The sequence below is a fragment of the Yersinia hibernica genome, from assembly GCF_004124235.1.
In the GTDB taxonomy this organism is placed as follows: domain Bacteria; phylum Pseudomonadota; class Gammaproteobacteria; order Enterobacterales; family Enterobacteriaceae; genus Yersinia; species Yersinia hibernica.
Window position 1 is genome coordinate 1,654,114 of sequence record NZ_CP032487.1, and the last position, 14,841, is coordinate 1,668,954.

Here is a 14,841-nt window from a genome sequence, read left to right on the forward strand (position 1 = left end):
TATAGGGGAATATAGTTTCCCAAAGTACCAAGTACCCTAGGGATTTCTCAATGCAGAATTTTTTGCCTTTTTCTCGTCCAGCAATTGGTACGGACGAAATTAATGCGGTAGTCAACGTGCTCGGCTCCGGCTGGATCACTACAGGCCCTCAGAATCAACAGCTGGAAACTGATTTTTGTACAGCATTTGGCTGCAAACATGCCATTGCGGTCTGTTCTGCTACCGCGGGTATGCATATCACGCTCATGGCACTAGGGATTGGCCCAGGGGATGAGGTTATTACGCCATCCCAGACCTGGGTTTCAACCATTAATATGATTGTGTTACTGGGCGCAGAGCCAGTCATGATTGATGTTGACCACGATACCTTGATGGTGAATGCTGCGGCTATTGAAGCTGCCATTACGCCGCAAACCAAAGCTATTATTCCAGTCCATTATGCTGGCGCACCTTGCGAGCTTGATGCCTTGCGTGCCATTGCCCAGCGCCACGGTATTCCATTAATTGAAGATGCGGCCCATGCAGTCGGCACGCGTTATGGTGATCAATGGGTGGGTGAGCAAGGTACGGCTATTTTCTCTTTCCACGCCATTAAAAATATCACCTGTGCGGAAGGCGGTTTAATTGCCACCGATGATGATGAACTGGCCGCGAGAGTGCGCCGGCTCAAGTTTCATGGTTTGGGGGTTGATGCTTTCGATCGCCAGATTCAAGGGCGTAGCCCGCAAGCAGAGGTGGTTGAACCGGGATATAAATACAATTTATCCGATATTCATGCTGCTATTGCTGTAGTTCAACTTCAGCGGTTAACTGATATTAATGCCCGCCGCCGAGCATTAGTTGCCCGCTATCAGCAAGCATTAGCTGACTCGCCGTTACAACCCCTCTCTGTACCAGATTACCCCCATTTACATGCTTGGCATCTTTTTATGGTGCGTGTTGATAAAGAGCGCTGTGGTATTGAGCGGGATTTATTAATGGCACGTTTAAAAGAAGCGGGAATAGGGACGGGCCTGCATTTTCGCGCGGCGCATACCCAGAAATATTACCGCGAACGCTATCCATCATTACATTTGCCAAATACTGAGTGGAATTCCGCCAGATTATGCACATTGCCCCTTTTTCCCGACATGCTCGATAGCGATGTTGATCGGGTTGTTGATGCATTGGCAACTATTATAGGGCCGCACCGTGTCTGAAAGTGAAGAAATCAAAAAAGTATCAATCGTTATTCCGGTTTATAACGAGCAGGAAAGTTTGCCAGCATTAATAGAGCGCACCTCGGCCGCCTGTAAATTACTGTCTCAATCCTATGAGATTATTCTGGTTGACGATGGCAGCAGTGATAATTCTGCTGAGATGCTGACTGCGGCGGCTAATGCGCCGGAAAGTCATATTATTGCTGTTTTGCTGAATCGTAATTATGGGCAGCATTCCGCCATTATGGCGGGATTCAATCAGGTCAGTGGTGATTTAGTCATTACGCTTGATGCCGATTTGCAAAACCCACCGGAGGAAATACCTCGGTTGGTCAGTGTGGCGCTAGAGGGCTATGACGTCGTGGGTACGGTTCGGGCGAACCGCCAAGATTCTGTATTCCGCAAAACCGCCTCGCGCATGATCAATATGATGATTCAACGTGCAACCGGGAAATCAATGGGTGATTACGGCTGTATGTTACGTGCCTATCGCCGTCATATTGTGGAGGCGATGTTACACTGTCACGAGCGCAGTACCTTTATTCCTATCCTGGCAAACACCTTTGCCCGTCGTACCACGGAAATTACTGTCCATCACGCAGAGCGTGAGTTTGGTGATTCAAAATACAGCCTGATGAAGCTCATCAATCTGATGTATGACTTAATTACTTGCCTGACGACAACGCCATTACGTTTATTAAGTCTGGTTGGCAGTGTCATTGCGCTTTCTGGCTTCACCCTCGCCGTGCTGTTAGTGGTTTTACGTTTGGTATTTGGCCCTGAATGGGCCGGTGGCGGCGTCTTTACGCTATTTGCCGTGTTGTTTATGTTCATTGGTGCCCAATTTGTTGGTATGGGCTTACTTGGTGAATATATCGGTCGTATTTATAACGATGTGCGCGCGCGCCCACGTTATTTCATACAGAAAGTGGTCGGTGCTGAGCCGAGCGAAAATAATCAGGAAGTAGAAAAATGAAAGCGATTGTATTTGCCTATCATGATATTGGCTGTGTTGGCCTGAAAGCCCTTGTTGATGCCGGTTACGATATTCAGGCGGTATTTACCCATACTGACTCTCCCACTGAGAATCGTTTCTTCTCATCTGTAGCCCGAGTTGCTGCGGATTTAGAATTACCTGTATTTGCACCGGAAGATGTTAACCACCCATTGTGGATTGAGCGCATTCAGCAATTACAACCCGATATCATTTTCTCTTTCTACTACCGCAATATGCTTTGCGATGAGATTTTATCTTCAGCCCCACGCGGAGGATTCAATCTGCACGGCTCTTTATTGCCGAAATACCGTGGGCGCGCGCCGATTAATTGGGCGTTAGTCAATGGCGAGAAAGAGACCGGTGTGACGCTACACCAAATGGTGAAACAAGCCGATGCCGGCCCGATTGCCGGGCAACATAAAGTGACTATCAGTGATGAAGACACGGCCTTAACATTACATGCAAAAATGCGCGATGCCGCCCAAGAGTTGCTGCGTGACTTATTGCCTAAAATGAAGAGCGAGCCATTGCATTTAGTGCCGCAACAAGAAGCCGATGCGAGTTATTTTGGCCGCCGTACGCCAGCCGATGGTGAAATTCATTGGCAAAAATCCGCATCAGCGATTAATAACTTAGTGCGGGCAGTGACAGAACCTTACCCTGGTGCATTCAGCTATCTTGGGCAGCGCAAGTTGACCATCTGGCGCTCACGCCCACTCGACATGATGCATAGCAAGCAACCTGGCACCGTGCTGTCAACATCACCACTGGTGGTAGCTTGTGGCGCAGGTGCATTGGAGATTGTGGCAGGTCAGGGTGAGGAGGGGCTATATGTTCAGGGGAGCCGTTTGGCGCAAGAGATGGGCATTGTCACTGACATCCGTCTGGGCAACAAGCCCCGCAATATCCTGAAAAGACGGACGCGGGTATTGATTCTGGGCGTTAATGGGTTCATTGGTAACCATTTAACTGAGCGGTTGTTACGTGATGACCGCTACGAAGTTTATGGTTTGGACATTGGTTCTGATGCCATCAGCCGTTTCCTGGATAATCCTTATTTCCATTTTGTCGAGGGCGATATCAGTATTCATTCTGAATGGATTGAATATCACATTAAAAAATGTGACGTTATTTTACCCTTGGTCGCGATTGCGACGCCAATTGAATATACCCGTAATCCGCTGCGCGTTTTCGAATTGGATTTTGAAGAAAATCTAAAGATTGTCCGTGATTGCGTGAAATACAATAAGCGCATTGTTTTCCCATCGACCTCTGAAGTGTATGGCATGTGCGATGATAAGGAATTCGATGAAGACACTTCGCGCCTGATTGTGGGGCCAATCAATAAACAGCGTTGGATTTATTCAGTTTCTAAACAACTGTTGGATCGGGTTATCTGGGCTTACGGCGCAAAAGAAAACCTGAAATTTACGCTGTTCCGTCCATTTAACTGGATGGGGCCGCGGTTGGATAGCCTTGATGCTGCCCGTATTGGTAGCTCCCGTGCTATTACACAGCTTATTTTAAACTTGGTTGAAGGTTCGCCAATTAAATTAGTTGATGGCGGCGCGCAAAAACGCTGCTTTACTGATATTCATGATGGTATTGAGGCGTTATTCCGTATTATTGAGAACCGTGATGGTGCCTGTGATGGTCAGATAATCAATATTGGTAATCCAACCAATGAGGCCAGTATTCGTGAGTTAGCGGAGATGCTATTAAGCAGTTTCGAGCAGCATGAATTGCGCGATAAATTCCCGCCGTTTGCTGGCTTTAAAGATATTGAAAGCAGCGCCTATTATGGCAAAGGCTATCAAGATGTGGAATATCGCACCCCAAGTATCAAGAATGCGCGTCGCATTCTTGATTGGCAGCCAGAAGTTGCCTTGCAACAAACCATCACCGAAACATTGGATTTCTTCCTGCGTGGCGTGGTATTAGAGTCGCATGAAACCGCGAAGGATGAGCATCACGTATGAAGCAAGTTGGCCTGAGGATTGATGTAGATACCTACCGTGGAACGAAGGAGGGGGTGCCATCATTGCTTGCTGTGCTGGAAAAGTATGATATTAGTGCCAGCTTTTTTTTCAGTGTCGGGCCGGACAACATGGGGCGCCATTTATGGCGCCTTTTCCGTCCCCGTTTCTTGTGGAAAATGCTGCGTTCTAATGCCGCCTCGCTGTATGGCTGGGATATTTTGCTGGCTGGCACCGCCTGGCCGGGCAAGCAAATCGCCAAGGATTTTGGCCCGCTGATGAAAGAGACTTTACAGGCGGGGCATGAGGTTGGTTTGCACGCTTGGGATCACCAAGGGTGGCAAGCCAAAGTGGCGACTTGGTCGGAACAGCAATTAACTGAGCAGGTGCAATTGGGCGTTGATGCATTACAAAAAAGCATTCAGCAGCCAGTGACTTGTTCGGCAGCGGCGGGTTGGCGCGCTGATGAACGTGTTCTGGCCATCAAGCAATTGTTCCCATTTAGCTATAACAGTGACTGTCGCGGCACTCATCCTTTCCGCCCATTACTGCCCGATGGCCGCTTGGGGGCAGTACAAATCCCCGTCACTTTACCGACTTATGATGAAGTGGTGGGCAGTGAGGTTGGTGCTGAGGATTTTAATGATTTTATCATGAATGCCATGTTGCACGACCACGGTGTGCCGGTTTACACCATTCATGCTGAGGTCGAGGGGATGTCACAGGCACCCATGTTCGAGCAATTATTAATGATGGCGAGAGAGCGTGGCATCCAATTTTGTGCTCTGGGGGCGTTATTACCCGAAAATCTGGATTCACTCCCGCTGGGGAAAGTGGTGCGTGCGGCCTTTCCTGGCCGAGAGGGATGGTTAGGGTGTCAGTCAGAGATAAAGGATGCGCAATGAAGTTGCTAAAAGGAAGTGGTGCCGCGCTACTGGCACTGTTTTTTGCTCTGGTTTATCTATTACCGATTAACAGCCGCCTATTATGGCAGCCTGATGAAACGCGTTATGCGGAAATTAGTCGGGAAATGCTGCAACGTGGTGATTGGATTGTGCCCCATTTATTGGGTATCCGCTATTTTGAAAAACCTATCGCGGGATATTGGTTTAATAATATTAGCCAGTGGATTTTTGGTGATACTAATTTCGCGGTTCGATTTGGTTCAATATTAAGCACGGCCCTGAGTGCGGCCTTGGTTTATTGGTTAGCGAATTTATTGTGGCGTAATCGTTCCACCTCATTTTTAGCCACCTTAATTTACCTCTCGATGTTGCTGGTATTTAGTATTGGCTCTTATGCCGTCCTAGATCCGATGATTTCATTGTGGCTCACGGTATCAATGGTCTGTTTTTATCTCACTTTGCGAGCGGAAACGACCCAACAAAAAGTCACGGCCTATCTTCTACTCGGTTTAGCTTGCGGTATGGGCTTTATGACCAAGGGTTTTCTGGCATTAGCGGTGCCGGTTATCTCAGTGTTGCCGATTGTCATACAGCAAAAAAGGGTCAAAGAGCTGCTGGTTTTTGGCCCGATAGCCATTGTGGGGGCGGTGATATTGAGTTTGCCGTGGGCATTAGCGATTGCTCAACGCGAACCTGATTTTTGGCGTTATTTTTTCTGGGTTGAACATATTCAGCGATTTGCAGAAAAGGATGCTCAGCATAAAGCTCCGATTTGGTATTACCTGCCTATTTTGGCCTTGGGTGTTTTGCCCTGGCTTGGGCTATTACCCGGCGCGTTGCTCAAAGGATGGCGCGAGCGGGTGACCCGGCCTGAGTTATTCTTTTTGCTTAGTTGGGTGTTAATGCCACTGCTATTTTTCAGTGTGGCTAAAGGCAAACTTCCCACCTATATTTTGCCCTGTATGGCACCATTATCTTTGCTGATGGCTGCCTATGCTACTGATTGTGCTGATAAGTTGCGCATGCGCGCGCTGAGGATTAATGGCGCGATAAATCTGATTTTTGGGCTGGTCTGCGCACTGGCTATTCTGGTTATTGGGATGGGCTGGGTGGCGCATCTGGTGGCTTATGAGCCTCATGAACATCAGAAAGTCATGCTGGCGACCTTGGCTTTTGCTGTGTGGGGCGGCATTGGTTTGGTCACTTTACGGCATAATGCCCGGCATTGGCGCTGGGCGGCAGCTTGCCCATTACTGTTTATCTTGCTGGTGGGCTATCTTATCCCGCAGCAGGTTATTGACTCCAAACAGCCGCAAAACTTCATCCAGGATAATTTTGCTGAGCTCAATAGCAGCCGTTATGTGGTGACCGACAGTGTGGGAGTCGCGGCGGGATTGGCGTGGCAACTGAAACGCAGTGATATCATGATGTTTAGCGAGAAGGGCGAGCTGACTTATGGGCTGAACTATGCTGACAGTCAAGATAGCTATATCAGCGCACAAGATTTCAACGACTGGTTGGCGCAGGCCCGGCAGCAAGGGGATGTCTCATTGGTGATTCAACTGTCACGTAATGAGGAAATCCCCGCTAATCTGCCGGCGGCCGATAAGGTTAACCTTATGAATCGACTAGCACTTTTGTGGTACAAGAAAGCACCATGATAAGTTATCTGCTATTGATAATAGTCAGTTTATTGACCTGTGCTGGGCAATTGTGTCAAAAGCAAGCGGTGCAATCTTGGGGGCGGTCAGCAGAAGAGCGGCTGACGCCCACATTGTGCTGGCTTGCCAGTGCGGTGGTGTTACTCGGGCTGGGAATGTTGCTGTGGTTGCGTTTACTGCAACATTTGCCCCTGAGTGTCGCTTATCCGATCCTCAGTTTTAATTTCGTGCTGGTTACGTTGGCGGCTCAACTGTTCTATGGCGAGAGGGCAACTTCCCGCCATTGGTTAGGCATCGCTTCCATTATGTTTGGCATTTTGTTGATTAGTTGGCATTGATGAAAGGATATTGCTGGGGGATAGGAAGTGTGGTGCTGGTGACGGTTGCCCAATTAATCCTTAAATGGGGCATGATGAATACACCATTAATGTCTTTGGCTGATATTAATGGGTCATTCTTAGTCAACCATCTGCCACAATTAATGGCGGTTATTGGTGGGTTGGCGGGATATACTTTATCAATGCTGTGTTGGTTTTTTGCATTAAGATATTTGCCACTTAATCGCGCATATCCACTATTGAGTCTGAGTTATGCCTTGGTTTATTTAGCCGCGGTATCACTGCCTTGGTTCAGTGAGTCCGCCACCTTACTGAAAACATTAGGCGCAGGTTTTATCTTGATGGGAATATGGCTGATTAATACTAAGCCGGTAAAAAAGGGGTAAATTTCCCCCATTATCTTGTAAATGGCAGGGTATTGGCCGCACTTAATCGCTCGAGTGACGGGCAGTTGTCAGTTTATCGGGGTTATTTTGTCTGCCGCCTTGCTGCCTCTTGAAATCTATTCGGTATATTATCTCATTCATATAACTTGTTTTTTCCAAACTCGATAGCTAAATTACCCCTATAGAAGCCGTTTATTAGTGAATAATTAATTATCTGGTGAATAGGCTAAGTCTTACCTTTGGTGAATTATCGATGCAGATACGTTTGTGGATCTTTCTTATCAGTATGATCCTGGCCGGTTGTAGCAGCCATGCCCCGACACCAAGTGGTCACTTGTCTGATTCAATTGTGGTGGTTGCCAAGCTGAATGAGCAACTGCGCCAATGGGAGGGCACACCTTATCGTAATGGTGGGTTAGACCAACGCGGCGTTGATTGTTCCGGTTTTGTTTACCGCACATTCCGTGATCGGTTTGACATGCAATTACCGCGTACCACTATCGCGCAAACCACCTTAGGCACCAAAGTCTCCCGCGATGAACTGATGCCGGGTGATTTAGTTTTCTTTAAAACCGGCAGTGGTCAGAATGGGTTGCACGTTGGTATTTATGATACCAATGATGAATTTATCCATGCCTCAACCAGCAAAGGGGTAATTCGCTCTTCGCTGGAGAATGTTTACTGGAAACGGGTGTATTGGCAAGCGCGCCGCATGTAAACAGAGAATTGCATCAATAGGCTGAACCGAAAGATATCTCTGCCGGTTATGTTATCTTAGTGGCTGCTTATTTTGCTTCGGAGCCGCGTTTATGTCATCCCTTCGGTTACTCATTTCTGATTCTTATGATCCTTGGTTCAATCTGGCGGTAGAGGAGTGTATTTTCCGCCAAATGTCGCCGGATCAACGGGTTTTGTTTTTATGGCGCAATGCTAACACCGTGGTTATTGGCCGCGCGCAGAACCCATGGAAAGAGTGTAATACCCGGCGCATGGAGCAAGATGGTGTGAAGCTGGCGCGGCGTAGCAGCGGCGGCGGGGCAGTATTCCACGATTTGGGCAATACTTGCTTTACCTTTATGGCGGGTAAGCCGGAATATGATAAAACAATATCGACGCAAATTATTCTGAACGCATTAGCCTCCCTTGGTATCCAGGCCACCGCATCGGGGCGTAATGATTTAGTGGTGATGAGGGAGGATGGTGAACGAAAAGTTTCTGGCTCGGCTTACAAAGAAACTAAAGACCGTGGTTTTCATCACGGTACATTATTACTCAATGCTGACCTCAATCGCCTGGCTGATTATCTCAATCCAGACCCAAAAAAATTACAGGCTAAAGGCATTACCTCCGTACGGTCGCGCGTGACTAACTTGGTGGAATTGTTACCGGGAATCGACCACGAAAAAATTTGCGCCGCCATTGAGCATGCTTTCTTTGATTATTATGCTGAAAAAGTCTCGGCAGAAATAATCTCTCCGCAAGCATTACCCGACCTACCCGGTTTCACCGAACAATTTGCCCGGCAGAGTAGCTGGGAATGGAACTTTGGCCAGGCCCCGGCATTTAGTCATCTCGTCGATACCCGTTTTACCTGGGGCGGCATTGAACTGCATTTTGATGTATTGCACGGTGCAATTGATCGCTGCCAAATATTCACCGACAGCTTAAATCCGGCTCCGCTGGAGGCACTGGCGGAACGGCTACAGGGCGTGGTTTATCACCCCGACCGCATTAATGCGGTGTGCTGGCAATTAAGTGATGATTTTCCCGAATCGCAAGCTGAACTGCTGCAAGTACGCCACTGGTTGGCGGAGGTATTACGCTAATGTCCCCTGTAAAGAGCGCTGGACTCGACCAAGACTGCGGGGCGGATAATACGCCTCAGTTTGCTCACAGTTATGGGCAACAACTGAGCGGTTTTTATACTCATTTACCGCCAACCCCGTTAAAAGGCGCGCGGCTGCTCTATCACAGTGAGCCGCTGGCCTGCGAGCTTGGGCTTGATGAAAGTTGGTTCCGCGCGCCCAAAACAGCAGTATGGGCAGGCGAGGCATTGTTAGCCGGCATGGCGCCCTTAGCGCAGGTCTACAGTGGTCATCAGTTTGGTCAGTGGGCGGGGCAGTTAGGTGATGGGCGCGGCATTTTGCTCGGTGAACAGCAACTCGGTGATGGGCGTCATATGGACTGGCATTTGAAAGGGGCTGGCCTAACCCCCTATTCTCGCATGGGGGATGGCCGGGCGGTGCTGCGCTCAGTGGTGCGCGAGTTCTTAGCCTCGGAAGCTTTACACCACTTAGGTATTCCCACCAGCCGGGCATTGACCATTGTGACCAGCGACCATCCGGTTTATCGCGAGCAAGCAGAGCGGGGGGCGATGTTGCTGCGGGTGGCGGAAAGTCATGTGCGTTTTGGCCATTTCGAGCATTTTTACTACCGACAACAACCCGCGCAAGTCAAACAACTGGCCGATTATGTGATTGCCCGGCACTGGCCGCACTTGAGCGGGCAAGAAGAGTGCTATTGGCTGTGGTTTACTGAGGTGGTCAAGCGCACCGCGCGGTTAATGGCCCACTGGCAAACCGTGGGTTTTGCTCATGGAGTAATGAACACCGACAATATGTCGATACTGGGCATTACCATGGATTATGGCCCATTCGGTTTTCTTGATGATTATGTGCCCGGCTACATCTGTAACCATTCTGATCATCAAGGGCGCTATGCTTTTGATAATCAGCCCGCAGTGGCACTGTGGAACCTGCATCGGCTGGGGCAGGCGCTGTCGGATTTACTGACTGCGGCGCAGTTACAGCAGGCATTAGCGGCTTATGAGCCAGAATTAATGGCAGCTTATGGCCAGCAAATGCGCGCTAAGCTAGGTTTTTTTGAGCATGATAGCCAGGATAATGACTTACTGACGGGCTTATTGAGTTTGATGATAAAAGAAGGGCGGGATTATACCCGCACTTTCCGCCTGCTCAGTGAGGTTGAAATCCACTCCGCGCATTCGCCATTGCGGGATGATTTTATTGACCGGGCGGCTTTTGACGGTTGGTACCACCGCTATCGGGCCCGTTTGCAGCAAGAATCCATTGATGATGCAGCGCGCCAGCAATCCATGAAAGCGGTGAATCCTAAGTATATATTGCGTAATTATTTGGCGCAGTTGGCTATCGATAGCGCACAACAGGATGATATTCAGCCATTGCAACGTCTGCATCAGGCTTTGCAGCAACCTTTTGCTGATCAACCGGAGTTCAATGATTTAGCGGCATTGCCCCCAGATTGGGGGAAACATCTGGAAATTTCCTGTTCCAGTTAGTCAGTATGGGTGGCGGATTTAATATCTCCGCCACCGTATTTCCCGTTATTTATTCACGCAATCAATTTGATTCTGCCGCCGCCCGCAGTTGTTTGAGGGTCGCCGGAGTGTGTAAGCCGAACCCCAGTAACGCCATATCATCCAGCACCAACAGCCGCTGTTGTCGACCTGCAGGGGTTAATGCCAGGCCGGGTAAGCGCCAGACATTCTCACTGCCCTTAAGTGCAGCGACGCCATGGCGGGTCACAATCAGTAAATCAGGGGCGCTGGCAATGACTCCTTCTGACGATAACGGCCGATATCCGCTAAAGCCATCAATGGCATTGTTAAGCCCTGCCGCCTTGAACATACTGTCAGCCGCGGTATCCAAACCGGCCGCCAACGGGGGAATTCCGGCATGAACCATGACAAACAAGGCTTTGACTGGCAGCGGTGTTGAAACCACACTCGCCAACTGCTGCTGGTAATCGGCTATCAGCTGCTGGCCTTGCTGCTCTTGATGCACGGCGGCGGCAATCTTTTGTATTTTATCAACCACTTTTTCCGGTGATTTATCCGCCGGAACATAGATAAGTTTGACCCCATAATCCTGAACTTGTCTTAATGCTCTGGATGGTGCCGCGCGCGCACTGCTCAACACCAGCGTGGGCTGTAGCGCAAGAATGCCCTCGGTATTGAGCAGCCGCATATAGCCGACATCGGGCAGCGCTCTCAGCGCCGCAGGGTTTAGGCTGGTACTATCCCGCCCGACAATAAGCTCGCCCGCCCCCAGCGCATAGACGATTTCAGCAACATCACCGCCAATGGTCACTATCCGCGGCGCGGCAATGCAATTCATTGAAATAACAAATGCAAGTATCGCGACCCATTTACTCATCTCCAGAACCGATGGCCGGTAAGGCCGCAAGTTGTTGATGCCATTGACTTTGCTCAGATTGGCCTTCATCGCGCTGACCAAAGATTTGCACAATATGCTGACCTTGTTTGTCGAGCAATTCCAAGCTGGAGATAAAACCGTCTTTTGTCGGCTTGCGTGTCACCCAACTTTCACTGATGGCGTGGTGGTCTAAAGATAAATTAAACTGCGGGCCTTTCACTGTCACTTGCTGATTATCATCATTAATACCGAAGTCATTAATCACGCCAGTGAATATTTGCATGCAGCCGCTGTTACCCACGAACAGCATGATTTCATTCTGGCAAGCCTGCGCGGCATTCATTATTTGCAAAAATGCCTGATTATCGACCCGATACGCTAAGTCGTCGCCGACTGCCCGGAAAGCGTGTTTACGGCTGATATTGTGGCGCTTGAGCAGCATGAAAAATTGATGAATATCAGTCATTTTTCGCCAGTCAGCATCAATCATGGCATTGTCAATGGCAGGCACCGCGCTGGCGGTTTGCTCGGCGGGTTCTAATACCAGCAAGGGATTATGGGCAGTGCGATATTTGGCGACCAACGCCTGCCAGGCATCCTGATGAGTTTGCGGGGTGCAATCAATTCGATGCGTCGCATTACCTTGCAAATCAAAGCACTGGATGCTGAGCCTTTCACCTTGCGGGGTGATTTCGCGCAGACTGAAAACCGCGCTCCAGTGGCGCAAGAATAATCTCAAATCCAGGGCGCGCGGGTTAAGAATTAACCCGAGATGGCCATGCAGGCGTAAGTTACGATACTCGCCCATCACCTCATGCACGGCATGTTGATTAGCCGTCATCGCGCGGGTGAGGCCGACATGCTCTAACGCGGTAAGCAAGGTAGTGGCGCTGATATCTAGCCGTTCAGCATCGTCACCCACGCGGGCGTGGGCCAGTTCCGCTTCACTGATATTTAGCCGGCGCGCGAGGTCTCGGGGGGAAAATTCGGGGTGAGTTTGCTTAGCGTTGAGGTAGCGTTGAGACAGTGTCATTTCCATTTATGTATTCCTTTATCATTGAGTGGCGCAGCGGCTATGGCTGCGACAGGGTTCCATTGCGCGATTTATTAGTCAGTTACCCGCGTTTAGTGGCTGAAAAATCACCATTGATAGCTGACAAGCACCTTGGCATTGCGTCCATCCTGAGGGATGTTCTGCGGTGAGTAATATTCTTTATCAAAAGCATTGGCCAGCACCGCGGTTGCGGTGATCCCTTTGAATGTATTTTGCCCGTGGTAGCTGAGATAAAAGTCATGCACGGCATAACCGGCTTGTGGGTGATAGGGTTTGCCTGATGATAATTTGGCATCATTGTTGTTCATAAATTTAGTATTTCCTGCCATTGTCACTATCCAGCCGGTGCTTAAGCCACTGTTAGCAATAGGAATATTCAGTTTGCTGGTCACCGTGTCGGGGTTGATGCTGTGAATAAATTGGCGGGTAGCAAGATTGATGCCGCGGGTGCGGTTATAGGCCAAGTTCCAGTCAAAGCGGCGGTGTTGATAATCCAGCGCCGCATCCCAGCCCCAGATTTTGCTGTGGGGGATATTGATGTAGGTTGAGGACTGAAAGTCGACGCTACTAGTAATGCGGTCTTTGGCATCAATATGGAAATAGCTGGCTTTGAATTGCACCGCATCGTTATTGGTCAGTAAATCATCAAATTGCATACCCAAACCGGCTTCGCGGGTGACATTGGTTTCTGGTATTAAATGGGGGTTAGGCCGCCAATAGTTAATAAAAAAATGATGTGAGTCATTATAAAGTTCTGCCAATGTCGGGGTGCGGAAAGCTTGACTGTAAGCCCCGAACAGCATCAGCCAGTCAGTTGGGTTGATGGTGATTGCGCCGCGTGTTGACTGGTTTTTGGCCTCTTTATCCGTGAACCCTTGGCGGCTGTTTTGATAGCGGTCAACGCGGGTGCCGGCCAGTAACGTAATGGGCACATCGCGCAGGGTCACTTCATTTTGTAGCCAGCCGGAAGAGAATTGGACTTCAGCCGGTGGAAAGCTGCGGGTAGTGCCAGTGGGAGTTTGTCGCTGGTGATAGCTTTCCACACCATAAGTCAGTAAATTTGCGGCCGGGCTGTGTGGCAACAGCGGGCTGCGATTCTCCAGTTTTATCCCCCGGGTCAGTTGCTTACGGCTGCCGTAACCCTCATGACGCACATCATCATTGACATTAATTTCAGAAACATAAAGTTGGCCGGTGGCATTCAGCCAGGAAAGATGTGGCGGTTGCAGGCGATAGGTGAGCTCGGCGTCGCGTTGGAGAGTCTTGCGCGCCATCATCGGGCTTTTATTCCAGCGTGGATTTGGCGCACTTTGACTGGCCATTCGTGGTTCTAGGGCGCGGTTATGGTAATAGCGCAGGGCGGTAGTTAATGATTGGCCCGCAGGAAGGTAGGCGGTGCTCTTAATCAGCAGGTTATTAATGTCCTCATGATTTGGCGCGCTGAAACCATTGCTTTGACGTATGTTACCGGCTTTACGTGTATTCAAAGCAATGAGTCCGTCCAGATTGTCAGTGCGGCCAAAAATAGACACTCCGACCCCTTGGCTATGATGAGCACTGGCACCCGCGCCACTGACACGCAAACCAACGTGTTGATCTGCCGTCAGTAAATCGGCCGGATTGATGGTCTGGTAGGCAATCACACCGCCCATCGCGCCACTGCCATATAATGACGTCGCTGGGCTGCGAATGACCTTAATTTGTTTGATTAAAGCGGGGTCCAGGAAAGTGCCATTAAAATGTGCGCCTTTAATTCCTTGGCGGATGCCATCAACCAACACCAAGACACCATACTGGTCATAACCTCTGATATTGACGTTCTGCCCATTGGTGCGGCCGGCCCCGGTGAGACTCACCCCGGGGACATGTTTGAGCATCTCAGTGGCGGTTGTTGCTGTGTGCTTTTGTGGCAGTGAAGCATCAATGATGGTCAGCATACCGGGCGACTTAACACTGTCAGGCAGGGCCGCCGTCACCGTCATATTGTCGTGGTGATGCCCAGACGATGGGCTGGCGGTTGTCACTGGGGACAACGCACAGGTAATAACCAAACTGCATGAAGATAAACGAAAGTAATGCGGCATAAGCAGCTCTCCATATATTGTTTAATATAATCAATGGATTGCTAG

General features: G+C 49.5%; 13 protein-coding genes. 10 read left to right on the forward strand and 3 right to left on the reverse strand.

Translation table 11 applies throughout. The features are described from left to right. Positions 1-50 precede the first annotated feature (50 nt). The 10 genes from arnB to D5F51_RS07870 all read left to right on the forward strand — a co-directional run bounded on the left by arnB (position 51) and on the right by D5F51_RS07870 (position 10,781). Entirely contained in the window at positions 51-1,199 is a 1,149-nt protein-coding gene (gene arnB / locus D5F51_RS07825) for a UDP-4-amino-4-deoxy-L-arabinose aminotransferase (RefSeq protein WP_129196066.1), read from the forward strand. Further along, positions 1,192-2,175 (forward strand): undecaprenyl-phosphate 4-deoxy-4-formamido-L-arabinose transferase, encoded by a 984-nt coding sequence (gene arnC, locus D5F51_RS07830; protein WP_129196067.1) that lies wholly within the window; start codon positions 1,192-1,194, stop codon positions 2,173-2,175. The genes arnB and arnC overlap by 8 nt, the downstream gene beginning before the upstream one ends. Continuing rightward, positions 2,172-4,175 carry a bifunctional UDP-4-amino-4-deoxy-L-arabinose formyltransferase/UDP-glucuronic acid oxidase ArnA gene (gene arnA / locus D5F51_RS07835; RefSeq protein ID WP_129196068.1) on the forward strand — a complete coding sequence of 668 codons (2,004 nt, stop codon included), beginning with the start codon at positions 2,172-2,174 and terminating at the stop codon, positions 4,173-4,175. Before arnC ends, arnA begins: the two co-directional genes overlap by 4 nt. Next, a complete protein-coding gene (gene arnD / locus D5F51_RS07840) occupies positions 4,172-5,077 on the forward strand; it encodes a 4-deoxy-4-formamido-L-arabinose-phosphoundecaprenol deformylase (RefSeq protein WP_129196069.1) in 906 nt (301 codons plus the stop codon). Before arnA ends, arnD begins: the two co-directional genes overlap by 4 nt. Next, entirely contained in the window at positions 5,074-6,738 is a 1,665-nt protein-coding gene (gene arnT, locus D5F51_RS07845; protein ID WP_129196070.1) for a lipid IV(A) 4-amino-4-deoxy-L-arabinosyltransferase, read from the forward strand. Before arnD ends, arnT begins: the two co-directional genes overlap by 4 nt. Next, complete coding sequence (gene arnE / locus D5F51_RS07850; RefSeq protein WP_025378404.1) at positions 6,735-7,076, forward strand: 4-amino-4-deoxy-L-arabinose-phosphoundecaprenol flippase subunit ArnE; 342 nt, start codon at positions 6,735-6,737, stop codon at positions 7,074-7,076. Before arnT ends, arnE begins: the two co-directional genes overlap by 4 nt. Continuing rightward, the gene (gene arnF / locus D5F51_RS07855) at positions 7,076-7,462 is read left to right on the forward strand and encodes a 4-amino-4-deoxy-L-arabinose-phosphoundecaprenol flippase subunit ArnF (RefSeq protein ID WP_129196071.1); all 387 of its coding nucleotides are present in this window, start codon (positions 7,076-7,078) and stop codon (positions 7,460-7,462) included. The genes arnE and arnF overlap by 1 nt, the downstream gene beginning before the upstream one ends. 253 nt (positions 7,463-7,715) lie before the next feature. Beyond that, complete coding sequence (locus D5F51_RS07860) at positions 7,716-8,180, forward strand: NlpC/P60 family protein (RefSeq protein ID WP_129196072.1); 465 nt, start codon at positions 7,716-7,718, stop codon at positions 8,178-8,180. Positions 8,181-8,271: 91 nt separating this feature from the next. Beyond that, positions 8,272-9,288, forward strand: a complete 1,017-nt coding sequence (gene lplA, locus D5F51_RS07865; protein WP_129196073.1) for a lipoate--protein ligase — start codon at positions 8,272-8,274, stop codon at positions 9,286-9,288. Next, positions 9,288-10,781, forward strand: a complete 1,494-nt coding sequence (locus D5F51_RS07870; RefSeq protein ID WP_129196074.1) for a protein adenylyltransferase SelO — start codon at positions 9,288-9,290, stop codon at positions 10,779-10,781. Before lplA ends, D5F51_RS07870 begins: the two co-directional genes overlap by 1 nt. A gap of 61 nt (positions 10,782-10,842) precedes the next feature. Here the strand turns inward: D5F51_RS07870 and D5F51_RS07875 are convergent, their stop codons facing one another. From D5F51_RS07875 to D5F51_RS07885, 3 genes are all read right to left on the reverse strand, one after another. Beyond that, entirely contained in the window at positions 10,843-11,658 is an 816-nt protein-coding gene (locus D5F51_RS07875; protein ID WP_129199261.1) for a heme/hemin ABC transporter substrate-binding protein, read from the reverse strand. Continuing rightward, positions 11,651-12,697: a hemin-degrading factor gene (locus D5F51_RS07880; RefSeq protein WP_129196075.1), complete on the reverse strand. Its 1,047-nt coding sequence runs from the start codon at positions 12,695-12,697 to the stop codon at positions 11,651-11,653. The genes D5F51_RS07875 and D5F51_RS07880 overlap by 8 nt, the downstream gene beginning before the upstream one ends. Before the next feature lie 101 nt (positions 12,698-12,798). After that, the gene (locus D5F51_RS07885) at positions 12,799-14,796 is read right to left on the reverse strand and encodes a TonB-dependent hemoglobin/transferrin/lactoferrin family receptor (protein WP_129196076.1); all 1,998 of its coding nucleotides are present in this window, start codon (positions 14,794-14,796) and stop codon (positions 12,799-12,801) included. Positions 14,797-14,841 lie beyond the last annotated feature (45 nt).